General features: G+C 65.6%; 15 protein-coding genes. 11 read left to right on the top strand and 4 right to left on the bottom strand.

Annotated features, from left to right (window positions below):
- Window positions 1-89: 89 nt before the first annotated feature.
- Window positions 90-1,778 carry an NAD+ synthase gene (locus PMI15_RS16475; protein WP_007871529.1) on the bottom strand — a complete coding sequence of 563 codons (1,689 nt, stop codon included), beginning with the start codon at window positions 1,776-1,778 and terminating at the stop codon, window positions 90-92.
- 24 nt (window positions 1,779-1,802) lie between these two features.
- On the opposite strand from PMI15_RS16475, the gene PMI15_RS16470 reads away from it, so the two are divergent.
- The 5 genes from PMI15_RS16470 to PMI15_RS16450 all read left to right on the top strand — a co-directional run bounded on the left by PMI15_RS16470 (window position 1,803) and on the right by PMI15_RS16450 (window position 6,921).
- Window positions 1,803-3,032 (top strand): GNAT family N-acetyltransferase, encoded by a 1,230-nt coding sequence (locus PMI15_RS16470; RefSeq protein ID WP_007871527.1) that lies wholly within the window; start codon window positions 1,803-1,805, stop codon window positions 3,030-3,032.
- Window positions 3,033-3,124: 92 nt separating this feature from the next.
- Complete coding sequence (locus PMI15_RS16465) at window positions 3,125-3,457, top strand: hypothetical protein (protein WP_007871526.1); 333 nt, start codon at window positions 3,125-3,127, stop codon at window positions 3,455-3,457.
- A 27-nt stretch (window positions 3,458-3,484) separates the two neighbouring features.
- Entirely contained in the window at window positions 3,485-4,285 is an 801-nt protein-coding gene (locus tag PMI15_RS16460) for a hypothetical protein (RefSeq protein WP_007871524.1), read from the top strand.
- Window positions 4,286-4,394: 109 nt separating this feature from the next.
- Window positions 4,395-5,999 (top strand): wax ester/triacylglycerol synthase family O-acyltransferase, encoded by a 1,605-nt coding sequence (locus PMI15_RS16455; RefSeq protein ID WP_007871522.1) that lies wholly within the window; start codon window positions 4,395-4,397, stop codon window positions 5,997-5,999.
- 85 nt (window positions 6,000-6,084) lie between these two features.
- A complete protein-coding gene (locus PMI15_RS16450; RefSeq protein ID WP_007871521.1) occupies window positions 6,085-6,921 on the top strand; it encodes an alpha/beta hydrolase in 837 nt (278 codons plus the stop codon).
- A gap of 71 nt (window positions 6,922-6,992) precedes the next feature.
- On the opposite strand, the gene ppa is transcribed toward PMI15_RS16450, so the two are convergent.
- A complete protein-coding gene (gene ppa / locus PMI15_RS16445; protein ID WP_007871511.1) occupies window positions 6,993-7,523 on the bottom strand; it encodes an inorganic diphosphatase in 531 nt (176 codons plus the stop codon).
- A gap of 306 nt (window positions 7,524-7,829) precedes the next feature.
- Between ppa and PMI15_RS16440 the strand changes: the two genes are divergently transcribed.
- A complete protein-coding gene (locus PMI15_RS16440) occupies window positions 7,830-10,049 on the top strand; it encodes a sodium-translocating pyrophosphatase (RefSeq protein WP_036839481.1) in 2,220 nt (739 codons plus the stop codon).
- Between the two features lie 107 nt (window positions 10,050-10,156).
- On the opposite strand, the gene PMI15_RS16435 is transcribed toward PMI15_RS16440, so the two are convergent.
- Window positions 10,157-12,301 (bottom strand): AAA family ATPase, encoded by a 2,145-nt coding sequence (locus PMI15_RS16435; protein WP_007871507.1) that lies wholly within the window; start codon window positions 12,299-12,301, stop codon window positions 10,157-10,159.
- A gap of 286 nt (window positions 12,302-12,587) precedes the next feature.
- On the opposite strand from PMI15_RS16435, the gene PMI15_RS16430 reads away from it, so the two are divergent.
- From PMI15_RS16430 to glp, 5 genes are all read left to right on the top strand, one after another.
- Complete coding sequence (locus PMI15_RS16430; RefSeq protein WP_007871500.1) at window positions 12,588-14,021, top strand: aldehyde dehydrogenase family protein; 1,434 nt, start codon at window positions 12,588-12,590, stop codon at window positions 14,019-14,021.
- Window positions 14,022-14,122: 101 nt separating this feature from the next.
- Complete coding sequence (locus PMI15_RS16425; RefSeq protein WP_007871498.1) at window positions 14,123-14,884, top strand: SDR family oxidoreductase; 762 nt, start codon at window positions 14,123-14,125, stop codon at window positions 14,882-14,884.
- 115 nt (window positions 14,885-14,999) lie between these two features.
- Entirely contained in the window at window positions 15,000-16,127 is a 1,128-nt protein-coding gene (gene moaA, locus PMI15_RS16420) for a GTP 3',8-cyclase MoaA (RefSeq protein WP_007871496.1), read from the top strand.
- Between the two features lies 1 nt (window position 16,128).
- Entirely contained in the window at window positions 16,129-16,779 is a 651-nt protein-coding gene (mobA, locus tag PMI15_RS16415; RefSeq protein WP_007871494.1) for a molybdenum cofactor guanylyltransferase MobA, read from the top strand.
- Window positions 16,776-18,083: a gephyrin-like molybdotransferase Glp gene (glp, locus tag PMI15_RS16410; RefSeq protein WP_007871492.1), complete on the top strand. Its 1,308-nt coding sequence runs from the start codon at window positions 16,776-16,778 to the stop codon at window positions 18,081-18,083. Before mobA ends, glp begins: the two co-directional genes overlap by 4 nt.
- Before the next feature lie 222 nt (window positions 18,084-18,305).
- Here glp and PMI15_RS16405 read toward each other — a convergent pair whose 3' ends face one another.
- The gene (locus PMI15_RS16405; RefSeq protein ID WP_007871490.1) at window positions 18,306-21,479 is read right to left on the bottom strand and encodes an efflux RND transporter permease subunit; all 3,174 of its coding nucleotides are present in this window, start codon (window positions 21,477-21,479) and stop codon (window positions 18,306-18,308) included.
- Window positions 21,480-21,485 lie beyond the last annotated feature (6 nt).

The raw sequence follows: 21,485 nt of genomic DNA, 5'->3' as shown, positions 1-21,485 counted from the left end.
GATACTTTCTTCCATGGCGGCGGGCCGCAGGCGCAGCGCCCCCTCGGGGGGCAGCGCATTACACGAAGTGAAAAGCGTGGGGGCCCTATTCACTGTCGAAACTTACTGGTAATAGGATAGCGCCAATCCTTGCCGAAGCTCCTGTGGGTGACCCTGATGCCCACCGGCGCCTGCCGCCGCTTGTACTCATTGATTCGGATCAGTTGGGCTACGCGTACGACCAACGCGCGGTCAAACCCGGCAGCGGCAATAGCGTCCACGCCCTGGTCGTTCTCCATATACCGCTCCAGGATGGCATCCAGCACCTCATAGGGCGGCAGGCTGTCCTGGTCGGTCTGGTCGGGGCGCAGCTCGGCGCTGGGCGGGCGCGCGATGATGCGTTCGGGTATCGGGTTGCTGCCGGTGCCGTAGGGGTCGTTGGCATTGCGCCAGCGCGCCAGCCGGAACACCGAGGTCTTGAGCACGTCCTTGATCACCGCGAAGCCGCCGGCCATGTCGCCGTAGAGCGTGCAATAGCCGGTGGCCATCTCGCTCTTGTTGCCGGTGGTCAGCACGATGGAGCCGAATTTGTTGGAAAGCGCCATCAGGAACACACCGCGTATGCGCGCCTGGATGTTTTCCTCGGTCGTGTCTTCCTTCAGGCCCTTGAACTCGCCGGCCAGAGAGGCCTTGAAGGCCTCGAACTCGGGCACGATGGAGATTTCGTCGTAGCGCACCTTCACGCGCTCGGCCATCTCGCGCGCATCTATCCACGAGATATCGGCGGTATAGGGTGAAGGCATCATCACCGCGCGCACCTTGTCCGCGCCCAGCGCGTCCACCGCGATCGCCAGCACCAGGGCCGAGTCGATACCGCCCGACAGGCCCAAAATGGCGCCCGGAAAACCGTTTTTGCCCAGGTAATCGCGCACGCCCAGCACCAGCGCGTCCCACAGGTCGGCCTCGGGGCTGCGCTCGGGCGCCGTATCCGCTGCCAATATGACAACATCCCCCGCGCGCTCGGCGCGGATGGCAAACAGCTTTTCCCTGAAACTCTCGGCCCGCCCGGCCAGCGTGCCGTCGGCCTGCAGCGCAAAAGAGCGCCCTTCAAACACGATTTCGTCCTGCCCGCCCACCAGATGGGCATAAACCAGCGGCAGCCCGGTCGCCAGGCAGCGGTTTTGCATCATCTGCTCGCGCTCGCCGCCCTTGCCCACATGGAAGGGCGAGGCATTGATGACCACCAGCAGCTCGGCGCCGGCCTCCCTGGCCAAGCGTGCCGGCTCTTCGAACCAGGCATCCTCACAGATCAGCAAGCCTACGCGGATGGCTTCGTCACCCTCCCCGGCCTGGAACACGCAGCTGCCCTGGCCGGGCGTGAAGTAGCGGCGTTCGTCAAACACCTGGTAGTTGGGCAATTCACGCTTGGCGTAGCTTTCGATGACGCGGCCCTCGCGCAGCACACGGGCGGCGTTGTGGCGCTGCTGCACCTCCACGCTTCTGGTGCGCAGGCCCTTGCCGTTGTCGCCGTGGGTGGGCGTGCCCACCACCACCGTCAGGCCTTTTAACCCGGCCAGCTCGCGGGCCACTTGATTCACGGCATCATCACAGGCCTGGATGAAAGAGGGGCGTAAAAACAGGTCTTCAGCCGCGTAGCCGCAAATCGCCAGTTCCGGTGTCAGCACCAGCCGCACACCGTCCTGGTAGGCGGCGCGGGCGGCCTCGATGATCTTTTGCGCATTGCCCGGCATGTCTCCCACACAGTAGTTCAGTTGGGCAACGCAGATTTTGAGTGGCATGTAGAAGTAAAACCCCAAAAACACGTGAAAAAAGACTCAAACGATTATGTCATCCGCGTGCTGGATTCGCCGCTGAAGCTGAATGCCTCCGAGTGGAACGCCCTGCTGGCGGCGCAAAGCCCCTGCGAAGCCGCCAACCCCTTCATGCGCCATGAATACCTGGCCGCGCTGCACGAAAGCGGCAGCGCCACGTCCGAAACCGGCTGGACGCCGCGCTTTGTTACCCTCTGGCAGGGCAAGAGCCTGGCCGGCGCCTGCCCGCTCTACCTCAAGGCCCACTCCTACGGCGAATACGTCTTCGACTGGGCTTGGGCCAATGCCTACCAGCAGCACGGCCTCGATTACTACCCCAAGGCCGTAGCCGCCGTGCCTTTCACGCCTGTGCCCGGCGCCCGGCTGCTGGCGCGCAGCGCCGCCGAGCGCGCGCTGCTGGTCAAGGCGCTGGTCGCCTGGTGCGGGGATGAAAACCTGTCGTCGCTGCACCTGCTGTTCACGGCCGATGAAGACGCGGCCGCGTGTGAAGAAGCCGGCCTGATGCTGCGCCATACGGTCCAATTCCACTGGAAAAACAACAGCTACCGCGATTTCGACGACTTTCTCGCCTCGCTGAACCAGGAAAAGCGCAAGAAGATCCGCCAGGAGCGCCGCAAGGTGCACGATGCCGGCATCAGCTTCCGCTGGTCGCTGGGCAAGGACATCAGCCAGGCCGACTGGGACTTCTTTTACCGCTGCTATGAGCGCACCTACTACGAGCACGGCAACGCGCCCTACCTGAGCCGCGACTTCTTCCAGCGCATGCAGGACACCATGCCCGAAAACTGGCTGCTGTTCGTGGCCGAAGGCGATGCTGGCGGAAAGCGCCAGCCCATCGCTGCCAGCCTGATCGCCGTCAGCGCCGCGTCTGCTGCCGGCCCATCGGACGCGGCCGCTCCCTCGCTGACCGCCTACGGCCGCTACTGGGGCGCCCTGGCGCGGGTGGACTGCCTGCATTTCGAGGCCTGCTATTACCAGCCGTTGCAATGGTGCATAGAGCACGGCTACCAGCGCTTTGAAGGCGGCGCGCAAGGCGAACACAAAATGGCGCGCGCTCTGCTGCCCGTCAAGACCACCAGCGCCCACTGGCTGGCCCATCCCTCCTTCGCCGATGCGGTCGAGCGCTTCCTGGAGCGTGAAGGCGCCGGCATTCAAAGTTATATGAACGACCTGGAGCGGCGTAACCCGTTCCGGCGCGCCGGGCCGGCCGCCCCGATCTGAGCGCTGGCAGCCAGGGCCGCGGGGTCTTTGCCCCCGCCTGGCATCCCTCACGCGGGCGGTGCTATAAATCAATCCCCCCAAAGGAAGTTCCCATGAGCAACACAAGCAATGCATCCCAGGGCCAATACAAGGTCAACCTGGTCGAATGCCCCTCCCTGACCAACGAGCAGCGCAGCGCCGCTGAACTGCGCTTTCGCATGGCGCTTGAATTCGCCGTGGGCGGGCCGGAATATGTGCTGCCTTCGCTGCAAGCCTACATGCTGACGCAGACCCTGAACGAAGGCCTGCCACTGGAAAACGCGTCCGAGGCGCAAGAGCAGGTCATCGCGCTGTGGCAAAACGCCGAAACCGACGCCATCCTGGCCGCCATGAGGCCGCTGGGTGACAACCTGGACAACGCGCGCTTCGAAATCGTCCCGCTCTGACGCGCCGGCCTGACCCGACCCCAGCTCATGACCGCCGCAACCGCCCCATTGCCAAGCCCGCAGGCGTCCGAGCCCGCCGCCAACGACAGCGCCCTCGAAGTTCCACCGCTGGGCCGCCCCCATGCCCGCCGCCTGCGCGAGATCTACCGATCCGCCGGCTGGCCCTGCCAGGACTTGCTGGAGATCGAGCTGCTCGCCACCGGCATGCTGCAGCGTGTGGCCGGGCCCGCGGGCCACGAGACCCTGCGCGTCACCGACGCGGGCATTGCCTACCTGGCGGCCACGCTGCTGCGCAACCGTTCGGCCCTGTCCAAGCATGAAGCGCTGGTCGAGCAGGTGGCCTGCGAGATGGTGCGCGCCGGCCGCATCGCCTGGCGCGGCCTGGGCCTGCGCGCCCAGCTGCCGCCGGAAGCTGAAGGCGGCAAGGCGCGCTGGTGCGTTGTCCGGCCCGACGTGTTTTCCATCCGCAACACCACGGTGCAGGAATATGTGGACCCCATCGTCCACGAGATCAAGGTGCACCGTTCCGACCTGCTGGGCGACCTGCGCCGCCCCGAAAAGCGCGCCGCCTACCTGGACCTGGGTGGCGAATGCTGGTACGTGCTGGGCTGCGACGCCAAAGGCCGGCCCATAGGCGCAGCCGACGAGGTTCCGTCCGAATGCGGCGTGATGCTCATGGAAGGCCAGCACCTTGTCGTGGCCCGCGCGGCGCCGCGGCGCTCACGCCAGTCCTTGCCGCTGGGCGTCTGGATGGCGCTGGCCAAGGCAACGCCTGTTGCCGGGCTCAATGACGATGAGCAAGGCATGCTGGGCGACTGCGAAGCTTGAACGCGATCGCGGCCGCTGGCTGAGCCCGGCGTGACAGCCGCGGCTACGGCAAACCCTAGTGCCGCCGCCCCGCCCGCTCGGTTAAGGTCTCCCCACGGAGACAACAACCATGAAATCCCTGACCGGCCTGGACGCGACCTTTCTCTACCTCGAAACCCCTGAAATGCCCATGCACGTGGGCTCGCTCAACCTCTGCGAACTGCCGGCCGGCTTCAAGGGGAGCTTTCACAAGGCGGTGAAAAACCACATCGCCAAACGCATGCACCTGGCGCCGGTGTTCAGCCGCAAGCTGGTGTTCATGCCGCTGGACCTGGGCCATCCGCTGTGGGTGGAGGCCGATTCGGTGGACATCGACTTCCATATCCGCCGCGCCGACCCGACCAAAAAAGGCGCGACACCCATGACGCTGGCCGAGGTGCACAAGCTTTGCGCCCAATTGCACGGCGAGGTCATAGACCGCGACTACCCGCTCTGGGAGTTTTATATCTTCGACCGCATCCAGTTGCCCGAATCCCAGGGCGGCGGCATCGTGGCGGGCTTTTTCTCCAAGATCCACCATGCCGCGCTGGACGGCAAGGGCGGCGTGATGCTGGCCAACGCCATGCTGGACCTGAGCCCCGAGCCGCGTGAGGTGGCGCCGCCCGACCCGGACCGGCGCCGCAAGCTGGAGGCCGACCTCAAGCTGGGCAGGATGATTGGCTCGGTGTTCTCCAGCTCGCTGGGCCAGCTGGCCAAGGTCGCCAAGTCGCTGCCCGCAGCGGCCAGCACCTTCGGCAGCACGCTGGCCAAACAGTCCATGGGCAGTTCGGCCACCGGCGTCAAGCCCAAGATGCCGATGAAGCTGGCACCACCCACGCCCTTCAACGCGGGCATAGGCACAGGCCGCGTGTTTGTCACCGCCACCATTCCGCTGGCGGAAACCAAGGCCATGGGCAAGGCGGTGGGCGGCTCATTCAACGACATGGTGCTGTGGATCTGCTCGACCGCGCTGCGCAACTACCTTACGCAGCACCACAGCCTGCCGAAAAAATCGCTGGTGGCCGCCATGCCGGTGTCGCTGCGCGAGGCCGGCGCCACCGATGCCAGCAACCTGGGCAACCAGGTCAGCATGAGCCTGGTCGAGCTGGGCACGCACCTGGCGCACCCGCTCAAGCGCATGAACGCCATCATGGCCTCCACCGCCAAGGTCAAGACCTCGATGCAAAGCCTCAAGGGCCTGCTGCCGACCGATTACCCCTCGCTGCTGGCGCCCTGGCTGGTCGGCGGCGCCGCCAAGATGGCGCTCAATGCCTACGGCAAAAGCGGCATGGCCAGCCGCCTGCCCATGGTGGCCAACCTGGCAATTTCCAACGTGCCGGGCCCGCCCGTGCCGCTGTACCTGGCCGGCGCGAAATTCCTGACCTTCCATCCGCTGTCCATCATCCTGCACGGCCTGGCGCTCAACATCACCATACAGACCTACGCCGGCCATGTGGACTTCGGCATCATTGCCGACAAGAAAGCGCTACCGCATGCCAGGGACCTGGCCAAGGCGATTGAGGACGCCTTCGTGGAGGCGCAAGCGCTGATGGCGGCCACCGCACCGGCCGCCCCCGCGCCCCGCAAGACCACAAGGCCCGCTGCGAAAAAGACCGCCGGAAAGGCCGCCCCGGTAAAAACCCCAAAGCTCGCTGTCACGAAGGCGACGAAAACCACCGCGAAGCGGGCAAGTTAGAGTCGCCTCTCTCTGTAAAAACCGGTAAGCGCCCCATACTGGTTTCTGTAGGAAACCAACACAAAAGTATCCAATGCTCCAAGCCATGGCAAGCCCCTCATCCAAGCGAAACCCGTCCTCCTCCCCCCAGAATTCCTCAAAACCGGCTCCGCACGATGTTCCGCCCAGCGCCTGGCTGCTCGCACTCGAATTGCGCGCATTCTGGGAATTCGGCGCCCTGCTGCCCGCCTGGCCCCTGCTGGCCCGCGCCCCGCGCGGCGACGGCCATGCCGTGATGGTGTTCCCGGGCCTGTCGGCCAACGACGCCACCACCGTGCCGCTGCGCCAGTACCTGCAGTCGCTCAATTACAAGCCCTGGGGCTGGGAACAGGGCTTTAATTTCGGCCCGCGTGCCGGCGTGCTCGAAGAAGCCCGCGACAGCCTCAGCCGCACCTTTGAAGCCACGGGCCGCAAGGTCAGTCTGATCGGCTGGAGCCTGGGCGGCGTCTATGCGCGCGAGCTGGCCAAGGAAATGCCGGACAAGGTCCGCTGCGTGATCACGCTGGGCACGCCTTTCGCGGGCTCGCACAAAGCCACCAACGCCTGGCGTGTTTATGAGCTCACCAGCGGCCGCAATGTGGAGCGCGAATCCGAAAACTACGACCTGCCCGCCGCCCCGCCCGTGCCGACCACCAGCATTTATTCGCGCAGCGACGGCGTGGTGGCCTGGCAGGCCAGCATCCAGGCGCCCAGCGCGGCCAACCCGCAGACCGAGAACATCGAGGTGCTGGCCAGCCACATCGGCATGGGCGTGAACCCCAGCGCCTGGTGGGCGGTGGCCGACCGGCTGGCCCAGCCCGAAGGCCAGTGGAAGCCCTTCGCGCGCGAGGACAAGGGCCGACTGCACGGCCTGGTCTACCCGGTGCCGGCCCAGGGGATTTAAGCCGCGCTCCAGGAACAAAAAAAGCGCCTGCAGGAAAACCTGCAGGCGCTTTTTGTTGGAACCCGAAGACCTCAGGCCTTCGCGTAGTTGGCGATACCGTCGGTGATTTCCTTCTTGGCCGCTTCGGGGCCTTCCCAGCCCAGCACCTTGACCCATTTGCCTTCTTCCAGGTCTTTGTAGTGCTCAAAAAAATGGGAGATGGTCTTCAGACGCAGCGGGTTCATGTCTTCGGGTTTTTGCCACTGGGTGTAGAGCGAGCATTTCTTGTCCACGGGCACGGCCAGCACCTTGCCGTCTTCGCCGGCTTCGTCCTGCATCTTCAGGATGCCGATGGCGCGGCAGGTCACCACCACGCCGGGGATCAGGGGCACGGGCGTGATCACCAGCACGTCGACCGGGTCGCCGTCGCCGCTGATGGTCTTGGGCACATAGCCGTAGTTGGTCGGGTAGTGCATGGACGTGCTCATGAAGCGGTCCACAAAAATCGCGCCGGACTCCTTGTCCACCTCGTACTTCACCGGGTCGGCGTTCATCGGGATTTCGATGATCACGTTAAAGGATTCGGGAACGTTTTTACCGGGGGAAACTTTATCGAGGGACATGGTCGCTTGAGGTTGTGTTGAAGGGAAAGAGATGAAATGAAAGGCTTCAGCCCGCACGAGCGGCCGCACAAGGGCGCGGAAGTTAATACTCTGCGGCTACCGGCAGCTCGGTATTTACCCTCATTTTACTGATTCAGGGCTTACGCATCGCGAACTTGTCATGTTTTCACGTTAAATTTCGCGAGTTGGCCAATCGACTTGTCTCCATACGTGGCACAAGCAACGAGGAAGCAACGCAGCGGGGGCACCGCTCGCGTGGCACCCCCTCCAAGCGAAAAACAACGTAGGAGAATTTCAATGTCAGCTATGACAGGCAACTCGGCGCTCATTCTTGCGCTGGTCTGCGGACTGATCGCCGTCGGGTACGGTATCTGGGCACGCAGCTGGATTCTTTCCCAGGACGCAGGCAATGCGCGCATGCAGGAAATCGCAGCCGCGATCCAGACCGGCGCCGCCGCCTACCTCGCGCGGCAATACAAAACCATCGCCATCGTCGGTGTCGTCCTCGCGGTGCTCATCGGCTTCTTCCTTGACGGCAAGACCGCCGTCGGCTTTGTGGTCGGCGCGGTGCTCTCGGGCGCCTGCGGCTTTATCGGCATGAACGTCTCGGTGCGCGCCAACGTGCGCACCGCGCAGGCCGCCACCAAGGGCATAGGCCCCGCCCTGGACGTCGCCTTCCGCGGTGGCGCCATCACCGGCATGCTGGTCGTGGGCCTGGGCCTGCTAGGCGTGAGCGGTTTTTACTGGTTCCTGGTGGGCAACGGCAACTACACGCCCGACCTCAAGCTGGCCAACCTGCTCAACCCGCTGATCGGCTTTGCCTTCGGCTCCTCGCTGATTTCCATCTTCGCCCGGCTGGGCGGCGGCATCTTCACCAAGGGCGCCGACGTCGGCGCCGACCTGGTGGGCAAGGTCGAGGCCGGCATCCCCGAGGACGACCCGCGCAACCCCGCCGTGATTGCCGACAACGTCGGCGACAACGTGGGCGACTGCGCCGGCATGGCCGCCGACCTGTTTGAAACCTATGCGGTGACGCTGATCGCCACCATGGTGCTGGGCGCCCTGCTGCTGTCCAGCGCCGGCGCCACCGCCGCGGTCTATCCGCTGGTGCTGGGCGGCGTGTCCATCATCGCCTCCATCATCGGCTGCTTCTTCGTCAAGGCCTCGCCCGGCATGAAGAACGTGATGCCGGCCCTCTACAAGGGCCTGGCGATTGCCGGCGTGCTGTCGCTCATCGCTTTCTACTTCGTCACGGTATGGCTGATGCCCGACAACGCCGTGACGGCCAGCGGCACGCAGATGCGCCTGTTCGGCGCCTGCGCGGTCGGCCTGGTCCTGACCGGCGCGCTCTGCTGGGTCACCGAGTACTACACCGGCACACAGTACAAGCCCGTGCGCCACATCGCGCAGGCCTCGACCACCGGCCACGGCACCAACATCATCGCCGGCCTGGGCGTGTCCATGCGCTCCACCGCCTGGCCCGTGGTGTTTGTCTGCATCGCGATCCTGGTCGCCTTCAAGCTGGCGGGCCTTTACGGCATCGCGATCGCGGCGACCTCCATGCTGAGCATGGCCGGCATCGTGGTCGCGCTGGACGCCTACGGCCCCATCACCGACAACGCCGGCGGCATCGCCGAGATGGCCGAGCTGCCCAGCAGCGTGCGCGACATCACCGACCCGCTGGACGCCGTGGGCAATACCACCAAGGCGGTGACCAAGGGCTATGCCATCGGCTCGGCCGGCCTGGCCGCGCTGGTGCTGTTTGCCGACTACACGCACAAGCTCGAGGCCTACGGCAACGCCATCAGCTTCGACCTGAGCAACCCTTACGTCATCATCGGACTCTTCATTGGCGGCCTGATTCCCTACCTGTTCGGCGCCATGGCCATGGAGGCCGTGGGCCGCGCGGCCGGCGCCGTGGTGGTCGAAGTGCGCCGCCAGTTCCGCGACATCAAAGGCATCATGGACGGCACGGGCAAGCCCGAGTACGACACCGCGGTCGACATGCTGACCACGGCCGCCATCAAGGAAATGATGATTCCCTCGCTGCTGCCCGTGGTGGTTCCCATCGTGGTCGGCCTGGCGCTCGGGCCCCAGGCACTGGGCGGCCTGCTGATGGGCACCATCGTGACCGGCCTCTTTGTCGCCATCTCCATGTGCACCGGCGGCGGTGCCTGGGACAACGCCAAGAAATACATTGAAGACGGCAACCACGGCGGCAAGGGCTCGGAGGCGCACAAGGCCGCCGTGACCGGCGACACCGTGGGCGACCCCTACAAGGACACCGCCGGCCCGGCCGTGAACCCGCTGATCAAAATCATCAACATCGTGGCCCTGCTGATCGTGCCGCTGGTGATGAAATTCCACGGTCCCGCGCAAGCCGCGCCCAGCGCCCCCATGGCGGCGCCCGCCGCGGTGAGTGCGCCAGCCGCTACCCCCATGGCACCCGCCATGCCGGCCCCGGCCCCCACGCAGGCACCTGCTGCAGCGGCCACGCCGACACCGGCAGCACCCGCCTCTCGCTAAGCGCTTGAAGCAGTCCCAAGCGGCTGCAGCCCCAAGCAAAAAGCCCTGCACTGCAGGGCTTTTTCTTTGCGTACATGGCAGGGCACAGTGGCGTAACCGCCAGCCGGTCAAGCCGGTGTCAATTGTCCTCTCGCCTGCCCGGTCGGCATCGCCGCCGGCTCCGCGAGGAATTCAAAGCGGCGAATCTCGCCCAGCGCTTCACTGAGCGTCATTTCGCCGGACCTCATCAGGCACCCGGTCAGGTGCTCCGTCAGCGCCGTGTATTCCGCCAGGACGGCCTTGGTCTCGCTGAAAAGCCGTTCGCTCTGCGCTTCCATGATGCTTCGCGTTTCTTCGTCCGGTGGCGCATTGCTGCCATCTTTGACAAGCGCTGCATAGTTCAGCCGGGTCTTTCGGTACATGCCCATTTCCGCCACCGCATGGTGCAGCAGACGGGTCACGCGCGTGATGTCGTTGTGGGCGCCGCCGGTGGTGCCGTCTTCGCCGAAAAAGAGCTCTTCATTAGCCATGCCGCCCAGCAGCACACGCACCTCATGCTCCATGTCGCCTTTGGTCTTCAGGAGATTGCTGTCCTGTTTGTGCAGCACAAAGCCCAGCGCGTTGTTGCGCGGGTTGGCTTTCAATGAAATCTTGATGGTGTTCATGTCGGCTTGCAGGGCGTTCCAGTCGCCGCCAGCCAGCTTGCGCTGGTGGTGAAAGTCCATCAGGAAGTGGCCCCACTCGTGCACGGCGATGATGCGCCGGTCGCGTTCGCGCTCCTTGGTGGTGTTGTCATTCACATTGCCCACCAGCACCCGCTCGGCAGCCTGCATCAGGGTGTGCGCGCCAATCATCTGGCCTGCCTGCACGGCGATGATGCCGGCCTGGTTCACCATGGTCTCGATATCCGCCGGGCTGCAGCCCTCCGTGAGTTCCCCAAAATGGCGCAGGTCCAGGTCCGGCAGGACCTTGTCGGCACGCTGGCGCAGGTAGTGGCCGGTGATGGCCAGGCGCTCCTGCTGGTTGGGCATGCGGAAGTCGACCTTCATCTGGAAGCGGCGCAGCATGGCCTCGTCCATCTGCAGGTTGGCCGAATTGAAGTTGGACGCGACGATCCAGATGATTTCCGCATCCGACTTGGTGCGCACGCCGTCCAGGATGGCCAGCAGCATGTTCTGCGTGTCGTCGTCGTATTTCCGGTTGCCGCCGCGCCGCATGAAGAGGTCTTGCGCCTCGTCGAGGAACACGATGCAGCGCTTGCGCCGCGTGGCCAGCGCGAGAATGCGCGACAGGGTGTTGGAGCCTCCGGCGACATAGCCGGTTTCCAGGTTGGCGGCCGAATGGAAAAGAATCGGCAGGTTCAGTTCCTTGGCCAGGTAGCTGGCCAATTTGGTCTTGCCGGTGCCCGCCGGGCCGCTGAACATCACGTTGAACGGCTTGTTCACGCCGTAGGCGGCGTACTCGAGGCGGCGTTCGTACTGGTCGCGGATCTGCGCGACCTCGGCCTTGATGTCGTCCATGCCGACCAGGTCCTCCAGGTCGCCGCTGATTTGCTGCGGCGAGATGAACTTGAGGGGCTTGCGCTGGCCGCCGACCTGATACCACAGGAAGGCCAACAAGCCCAGGGTCAGGGTGGCGGACACCAGCGCGCTGGCGCCGCCCTTCCAGGCGTCCTGCTCGGATTGCGGGCGCGCCTCGCCGAAACGCTGCTCAAGCCGCGCCAGCATGTCCTTGCTGGCGCCGTCAAGCGCGGCCTGGGGCACAAAAGTCAGCTTGCCGCCCCAGGGCGCCGTCACGGCCTTGTCGGCCAGTATCTTGGTCTCCATGTCCGACGGGTAGTACGCGTACTGGCGGCCCTGCGACTCCACCAGCACAAAGCGCTCGGAAACGGTCCAGAGGATCGGACGGTAAATAATGGTGATGCGCGCGACCGGGTGGGTCTCGAGAAAGCTCAGCACCGAGCCGCTGCCGAAGACGACCGGCAGCGCGGTGTTGTAGGCCCAGGCCGCTTCGGCGCCTTGCCCCGCCGCCATGGCCTTGACCTCCAGGCTCAGTTTCTGCTGGCGCTCCAGGGCGGACCAGGCGTAGTACGCGCTGGCGGGAATCATCAGCGCCACGCCCAGCACCGCGAGTTTCATGCCCGGCGTCTGGATAGCCAGCCAGTCGCGCAGGCGCGCCGTCGTGGCTTTAAACCAGGCCCGCGTGCCGGAGCCGGCGGCGGGTGCTTCGCCGGTGGAAGCTGCATCGTTCGCGCATTGGGTGGGGTCGCTCATCGCTGTATGTGTCCAGAGTGCGGACCGCAGTTGCCGGCTGCTGCCGCTGTCATGCGCCCGCCGGGCGCAATGTGGGCACCCTTCCATTTGTAGGAATTGGCGAGGTGCGAATGTAGGTTTGATCCTACAGAAAGTACCATTCCCACACAGCAAAAATGTTGTAAACGGCACCTCGCCACGCCACACCAGGGCGTGAAAAACGCACGCTTTTCAAGACCGTTACGCGGGACCCCGTTGGCGCGGGTCCACCGCCACCGCTGCAGCCGCTTTCAAGCAAAATCAGGCGATGCAGCTCAATTACATCGCCAACGCCTCCCTCCCCTCCGTCTCCGGCAAGACCATTCCCGTCATAGACCCCTCCGACGGCCAGGTGTTTGACGAGATACAGCGCAGCAACGCACACGACATCGACACCGCCGTGCGCAGCGCGCGCGAATGCCTGGAACTGGTGTGGAGCCGCTTCAACGCCGCCGAGCGCGGGCGCCTCCTGATGCGGCTTTCGGCCAAGGTGGCCGAGCATGCCGAGGAACTGGCCCTGCTGGAGCAGCGCGACTGCGGCAAGCCGACCAAACAGGCGCGCGCCGACGCGGCGGCCCTGGCGCGCTACTTCGAGTTCTATGCCGGCGCCTGCGACAAGCTGCACGGCGACACCATTCCCTACCTGGACGGCTACAGCGTGATGACCTGGCGCGAGCCGCACGGCGTCACCGGCCATGTGATCCCCTGGAACTACCCCATGCAGATCTTCGGCCGCAGCGTGGGCGGCGCGCTGGCCGCGGGCAACGTCTGCGTGGTCAAGCCGGCCGAGGATGCCTGCCTTTCGCTGATCCGCGTGGCGCAACTGGCCGCCGAGGTCGGCTTTCCGGCCGGCGCCATCAACATCGTGACCGGCTACGGCCACGAAGTCGGCGACGCATTGGCGCGCCACAAGGGCATAGACCACATCAGCTTTACCGGCAGCCCGGCAGTGGGCACGCTGATCCAGCAGGCGGCGGCCGAGCGCCACTGCCCGGTCACGCTGGAGTTGGGCGGCAAAAGCCCGCAAATCGTCTTTGCCGACGCCGACCTGGACGCCGCGATACCCGCCATCATCAACGCCATCGTGCAAAACGCCGGCCAGACCTGCTCGGCCGGCTCGCGCTTGCTGGTGGAGCAGGCGATTTACGAGCCGCTGCTGCAGCGCCTGGGCCATGCCTTTGAAAACCTGCGCGTGGGTCCCGCCGCCATGGACCTGGACGTGGGCCCGTTGATCCGGCAAAGCCAGCAGCAACGCGTGTGGGATTTTCTGAGCGACGCACAGGTCGCCAACATCGCCATGGTGGCCCAGGGCCAGATCGTGGACGAAGCGCCCGACACCGGTTTTTACCAGGCGCCCACGCTGCTGCGCGACGTGCCGGCCACGCACCGGCTGGCACAGGAAGAAGTCTTCGGCCCGGTGCTGTGCGCCATGAGCTTCAAGGACGAAAACCACGCCGTGGAGCTCGCCAACGCCACCCAGTTCGGGCTGGTGGCCGGCATCTGGACACGCGACGGCGCGCGCCAGTTCCGCATGGCCAGGCGCGTCAAAAGCGGCCAGGTCTTCATCAACAACTACGGCGCCGGCGGCGGCGTGGAGTTGCCTTTCGGCGGCGTGAAGTCCTCGGGCTATGGGCGCGAAAAAGGCTTTGAGGCGCTGTACGGCTTCACGACGCTGAAGACCGTGGCGGTGCGCCACGGCTGAACGCGCGGCATCCGACCCCAACACCCGCAGAGACCCCCTGGCCGGGATGTAATAAGCTCACGTATCAGTTCAACAAATTCAAAATACCTGGAGACAAACCCATGCGGGTCAAAGACAAGTCCATCATCGTCACAGGCTCCGGAGGCGGTATCGGTGAGGGCATCGCCAGGCGGCTCGCGGCCGAGGGCGCCAAGGTTATCGTCAACGACATCAACATCGCCCTGGGCGAAAAAGTCGTGGCCGCCATCACCAAAGCCGGTGGCACGGCCTCTTTCTTCGCGGCCGATGTCACGAAGTCCGCCGAGGTCAAAGCCCTGGTCGACGCCGCCGTGCAGCGCTACGGCCGGCTCGACGTGATGGTCAGCAACGCCGGCTGGACGCATCGCAACCAGCCCGCGCTGGACGTCAGCGAAGACGATTTCGACAAGTGCTACGCCATCAACGTCAAAAGCATTTACCTGGCCACCCTCCACGCCACGCCGGTGTTCCGCAGCCTGGGCGGCGGCAGCTTCATCAACATCGCTTCCACGGCCGGCGTGCGCCCGCGCCCGGGCCTGACCTGGTACAACGGCTCCAAGGGCGCCGTCATCACCACCTCCAAGTCGCTGGCGGCCGAACTCGGTCCCGACAACATCCGCGTCAACTGCGTCAACCCGGTGTTCAACCCCGACACCGGGCTTTCGGCCGACTTCGCCGGCGGCCCGCTGGACGAGGAGCGCAAGGCGCGTTTTCGCGCCAGCATCCCGCTGGGGCGCTTTTCGACCGCGCTGGATGTGGCCAATGCGGTGCTTTACCTGGCCAGCGATGAGGCGGACTTTATCAGCGGCATATGCCTGGAAGTAGACGGAGCGCGGTGTGTGTAGAGCCCCCAGCAAAGGGATCAGCAAGGGCCAATAACGCCTATCCTTTGGGGATAAGGCCTTGTTTTACCGTCCCAGACGGGCCAATGGAGTAAATTCTCTCTTTAGGCCCCTCACGATGACGACCGAAAAAATCATTCCGCTGGCAGATATCCGCTACGCAAGCCGGGTGCCGCATATCCCTGCCCGGGTCACGGCGCCCACCGGCCTGTTGAGCGACACGCGGGGCCGGCCGTTGCGGGACTTGCGCATCAGCGTGACCGACCGCTGCAATTTCCGCTGTAGCTACTGCATGCCGCGCGAAGTCTTCGACAAGGACTACGCCTTCCTGCCGCAAAGCTCGCTGCTGAGTTTTGAGGAAATCACCCGCCTGGCCAAAATCTTCGTGGCGCATGGGGTCGAGAAAATCCGGCTGACCGGCGGCGAGCCGCTGCTGCGCAAGCACCTGGAGGTGCTGGTCGAAATGCTGGCGAAGCTGCAGACGCCGCAGGGCAAGCCGCTGGACATCACGCTGACCACCAACGCCTCGCTGCTGGCCAAAAAAGCCCAGTCGCTCAAGGGCGCCGGCCTGCAGCGCGTCACCGTGAGCCTGGACGCGCTGGACGACGCCACCTTCCGCCGCATGAACGACGTGGACTTCCCGGTCGCCGACGTGCTCAAAGGCATAGAAGCCGCGCAAAAAGTCGGACTGGCGCCGCTCAAGGTCAACATGGTGGTCAAGCGTGGCACCAATGACGCGGAAATCCTGCCCATGGCCCGGCATTTCCGCCATACCGGCGCGGTGCTGCGTTTTATCGAATACATGGACGTGGGCGCCACCAACGGCTGGCGCATGGACGAGGTGCTGCCCTCGGCCCAGGTGGTGGAGCGCCTGAACGCCGAATTCCCGCTCACCGCCATCAACCCCAACTACACCGGCGAAACCGCCGAGCGCTGGCGCTATGCCGACGGCGCGGGCGAGATCGGCGTGATCAGCAGCGTGACCCAGGCTTTTTGCAGCGACTGCAACCGGGCACGCCTGTCCACCGAAGGCAAGCTCTTTCTCTGCCTGTTCGCCAGCCAGGGCCAGGATTTGCGCGCCCTGCTGCGCGGCGGCTATGGCGACGAGCAGATCGCGGCAGCCGTGGCCCATATCTGGCAGGGGCGCGACGACCGCTATTCGGAGCTGCGCGCCGCGTTGCCGGCTGATACCAGCGCTCCGGACAGCAACGCCAAACGCGTCGAGATGAGCTACATAGGAGGCTGACTTGACGACCCACAGCCACAACAGCGCGTCACTGCACGCCGAAGCCATCACCGGCCTGATCCTGGCCGGCGGGCGCGGTTCGCGCATGGGCGGGGTCGACAAGGGTCTGCAGAATTTCAACGGCGTGCCGCTGGCCCTGCACACGCTGATGCGGCTCTCTCCGCAGGTCGGCGAGGTCATGGTCAACGCCAACCGCAACCTGGCCGCCTATGAGGCCTTCGGCGTGCCGGTCTGGCCTGATAGCACCGGCCTGGGCGAATTCGCCGGGCCGCTGGCGGGTTTCCTCACCGGCCTGGAGCGCTGCGAGACGCCTTACCTGCTCACCGTGCCCTGCGACACGCCGCTGTTCCCCGACGACCTGGTGGCACGCCTGGCCGAAGCCTATGTGCGCGAAGGGGCCGACTTCGCCGTCGCCGCCGCGCCCGAAGAAGACGGCCAGCTCAGGCCGCAGCCGGTGTTTTGCCTGATGGGCACCCACATGCTCGAAAGCCTGGTGCGCTTCACCCACGGCGGCGGCCGCAAGATAGACGCCTGGACGGCGCAGCACAAAACCGTGTCCGTGCCCTTCGACCGGCCCGGCGACGACGCGCACGGCTTTTTCAACGCCAACACCCTGGCCGAGCTGCACCAGCTCGAATCGCGCCTGCCGTGAAGACACTGGACCAGATCGCGGCCGAACTGCAGGGCTACGACCCGCAAGCCCTGTCGGCCGGCCAGGTGCTGGATTTCCTCTCGCGCCTGGTGGCACCGGTCCAGGACGCCGTCAAGCTGCCGCTGTTCGAGGCCCTGGGCCGCGTGCTGGCCGAGGACGTGGTTTCGCCCTTTGACGTGCCGCCCCATGACAACTCGGCCATGGACGGCTTTGCCTTTGACGGCAGCCAGCTGGCCGCCGGCACGGCACTGGAACTGCGGGTGGCCGACGGCACGGCGCTGGCCGGCAAGGCCTGGCAAGGCAGCGTGCAAACGGGCCAGTGCGTGAAGATCATGACCGGCGCCATCATGCCCGCCGGCCTGGACACCGTGGTGCCGCAGGAATTCGTCAAGCAGCATCCGGACGGCGGCATCAGCATCCCGCCCGGCCTGCTGCGCGCCGGCGACAACCGCCGCCTGCGCGGCGAAGACCTGGCACAAGGGCTGCCGGCGCTGCGCAAGGGCGAAATCCTCACGCCGGCCCGGCTGGGCCTGGCGGCCTCCCTGGGCCTGCCCACCCTGCCCGTCTGGCGGCCGCTGCGCGTGGCCTACTTTTCCACCGGCGACGAAATCCTTTCGCTCGGCGAAGCGCCGCGCGAAGGCGCGGTCTACGACAGCAACCGCTACACCGTCTTCGGCATGCTGCGACGGCTCGGCTGCGAGGTCATCGACATGGGCGTGGTGCGCGACGAGCCGGCCCTGCTGGAGGCGGCTTTCACAGAGGCCGCCGCGCGGGCCGATGCCATCATCACCTCGGGCGGCGTCAGCGTGGGCGAGGCCGACTTCACCAAGGCCATGATGAAAAAACTCGGCGACGTGGCTTTCTGGCGCATCGCGATGCGGCCGGGCCGGCCCATGGCCGTGGGTCGTATACCGCCCGCGGACGGCCAGACCACGCCCATCAATCCCCAGGGCGCCATCCTGTTCGGCCTGCCCGGCAATCCGGTCGCGGTCATGGTGACCTTCCTGGCTTTTGTGCGCCCCGCCCTGCTGCAGATGATGGGTGCCGGCGCCGCGCAACCGCCACTGCTCAAGGCCCGCAGCCTGGAGCCCATGCGCAAAAAAGCCGGCCGCACCGAATACCAGCGCGGCTGGGTCTCCGCCGCGGCCGACGGCTCGCTGCGGGTCAAGACCACAGGCAGCCAGGGCTCGGGCGTGCTGCGCTCCATGGCCGAGGCCAACGGGCTCATCGTGCTGCATCACGCGCAAGGCAACGTCGCCGTGGGCGACGAAGTCGACGTATTGATGTTTGAAGGTGTGATATGAGCCCCCACGCTTTTCACTGCGCCTTCGGCTTCGTGTAAATGCGCTGCCCCCGAGGGGGCCGCCCGCCTGCGGTCTGGCAAAGCCAGTCCCGCGGCTCATGCTGGCAGAAGAGTTCAGGGTGTGCAGAAGGTATTTACCAGTGGGGGCCGCGGGTCCGGCTTGGCCGGCCCCTTGAGGGGGGAACGGGCTACACGAAGTGAGCCCGGACGGGGGTGGGCTTAGCTACTTGGCTACATATTCCGGATGCTCATGGTGCGCATCCGGCTCTTCCTTGGCGACCGCCTTGTTCGCGCCCGGAATGGCCTTGCGGGCAAACAGTGTGTACATGGTGGGCACCACAAACACGGTGAGCAAGGTGCCCAGGGACATGCCGCCGACGATGACCCAGCCGATCTGGATGCGGCTCTCGGCGCCCGCGCCCTTGGCCAGGGCCAGCGGCAAGGCGCCCAGCACCATGGCGCCGGTGGTCATCATGATGGGGCGCAGGCGCTGGGCCGAAGCCTTGACCAGCGCGTCTATCATCTCCAGCCCCTGGCCGCGCAGCTGGTTGGTGAATTCGACGATCAGGATGCCGTGCTTGGTGATCAGGCCCACCAGCGTGATCAGGCCGATCTGCGAATACACATTGAGCGAGCCGCCCGACCATTTGAGCGCGAGCAAGGCCCCGATCATGGACAGCGGCACCGAGAGCATGATGACCAGGGGGTCGATAAAGCTCTCGAACTGCGCCGACAGCACCAGGAAAATAAACAGCAGCGCGAGCACAAAAACAATGGCCAGCGCGCCCTGGGAGCTCCTGAACTCGCGCGAGGTGCCGTTGAGGTCGGTGCTGTAGCCGGTCTTCAGCACCTTGGCGGCGGTCTGGTCCATGAATTTGAGCGCCTCGCCCAGCGAATAGTCGCTGGCCAGGCTGGCCGTGATGGAGACCGAGCGGCGCTGGCCGAAGTGGTTGAGCTCGCGCGGCGAGACGCTTTCACGCACCTTGACCAGCGCCGACAGCGGGATCATGGCGTCGTTGCGGCCGCGCACGTAAATGCGGTCTATGTTCTCGGGCGTGATGCGGCCGCTGGCCTCGGTCTGCACGATCACGTCGTACTGCTCGGCATCGCGCTTGTAGCGCGTCACATTGCGCCCGCCCAGCAGGGTTTCAATGGCTTTGGCGACCACCTGCACGCTGACACCCAGGTCGGCCGCCTTGTCGCGCTCGACCTCGATGCGCAGTTCGGGCTTGTTCAGCCGCAGGTCCACGTCGGGCGAGACGATGCCGGGGTTTTTGGCGATCTCCTCCAGCATCTGGCGCACCACGGTGTTCAGGTTCTGGTAGCTGTCGGAGGTCTGGATCACAAAATTGAGCGGCCGCTCGCGAAAGCCCTGGCCCAGCGAGGGCGGCGTGATGGGAAAGGCGGTAACGCCCGGCAGCGCGTTGAACTTGGGCTGCAGCTCGCGCGCCATGTCCAGGGTGGAGCGCGAGCGCTTGTCCCAGTCGACCGTGCGGTAGACCACGCTGGCCTGGGCCACCGTGGGGTTGCCGACGTTGGCGAAAATCCGGTCGAACTCGGGGAAGGGCTCGCCCATCTTTTCAAGCGCCTTCGCGTAGCGGTTGGTGTAGTCCAGCGTCGCGCCGTCCGGCGCGTTGACGTTGGCCAGGATCACGCCGCGGTCCTCGATCGGCGAGAGCTCCTGCTTCATGCCCGGGAACACCAGCGCGATGGCCAGGGCGCTGAGCAGCATCACGCCGATGACGATCCAGCGCGCCTGCAGCGCCATGCCCTTGAGCCGCTGGGCCAGCGAGGGCCGCCGGCCCTCTTCCATCTCTGGCACGTAACGTGTGGTGACCACCCAGCGCAACACCGCGCCGTAACGGTCGGAGATGGCGGTCAGGGCCCGCTCCATGTAGCGGTCAAAACGGTTGGGCTTGGGGTTGTGCTTGAGCAGCTGGGTGCACATCATGGGCGTGAGCGTGAGCGCGACAAAGCCCGACACCACCACCGCGCCGGCCAGCGCCAGCGCGAACTCCACGAAGAGGCGCCCGGTGCGGCCGGGCGTGAAGGCCAGCGGCGCGTACACGGCCACCAGCGTGGCCGTCATGGTGACCACCGCAAAACCGATCTCGCGCGCGCCCTTGATGCCGGCCGAGAACGGGTCCATGCCCTCCTCGATGTGGCGGAAGATGTTCTCCAGCATCACGATGGCGTCGTCCACCACCAGGCCGATGGCCAGCACCAGCGCCAGCAGGGTCAGCGTGTTGATGGTGAAGCCCGCCAGGGCCATCATGGCGAAAGTGCCTATCAGGCTCACCGGAATGGTGACGATGGGGATGATGGAGGCGCGCAGCGTGCGCAGGAACACAAAAATCACCAGGGCCACCAGCACGATGGCCTCGGCGATGGTGTGGTACACATTGTTGACCGAGCGGTCGATGAACACCGAGTTGTCGTTGGCGACGTCGATCAGCATGTCGGCCGGCAGGTCGGCCCTGAGCTTGGGAAAGACTTCCCGCACGCCCTTGGACAGGTCCAGCGGGTTGGCCGTGGCCTGACGGATGACGCCGACCGCCACGGCGGAGCGGCCGTTGAGCCGGACCGCCGTGCGCTCGTCGGCCGCGCCCTCCTCCACGCGCGCGACGTCGCGCACCTTGACCGAGAAGCCGTTGACGTTCTTGATGACGATCTCGCGGAACTGCGCGGGCCGGACCAGGTCGGTCTGCGAGGTCACGCTGAACTCGCGCTGCTGCGACTCGATGCGGCCGGCCGGCAGCTCCAGATTGCTGCGGCTGATGGCGTCTTCCACGTCCTGCGTGGTCAGCTTGTAGGAGGCGAGCTTGTCGGTGTCCAGCCAGATGCGCATGGCGTACTTGCGCTCGCCGAAGATGCGCACGTCGGCCACGCCGGTCACGGTCTGCAGGCGCGGCTTGACGATGCGGTTGACCAGGTCGTTGATCTGCAGCGGCGTCAGCGAGTCGCTGGAAAAAGCCACCTGGATGACCGGGAAGGCGTCGGCCTCGACCTTGGCGATCACCGGTTCTTCAATCGCCTGCGGCAGCCGGTTGCGCACGCGCGAGGTGCGGTCGCGTACCTCGGCGGCGGCCGAATCTGCGTCTTTTTCAAGGCGAAAGCGCACGCTGATCTGCGCCTGGTCGGCCCGGCTGATGGAGGTGATCACGTCCACCGCGTCGATGCCGGCAATCGAGTCTTCCAGCGGCTTGGTGACCTGCGATTCGATCACCTCCGCCGACGCGCCGGCGTAGCGCACGCTGACGGTCACCACGGGCTCGTCGATCTTGGGGTATTCGCGCACGGCCAGGCGATTGAAGCTGACCGCCCCGATGAGCACGATCAGCAGCGACAGCACGGTGGCGAAGACCGGGCGGCGTATGGAGACTTCAGCGAGTTGCATGGGAAT

The organism is Polaromonas sp. CF318, assembly GCF_000282655.1.
Taxonomy (GTDB): Bacteria; Pseudomonadota; Gammaproteobacteria; order Burkholderiales; family Burkholderiaceae_C; genus Polaromonas.
This window is presented reverse-complemented; position numbering and strand designations above follow the sequence as displayed.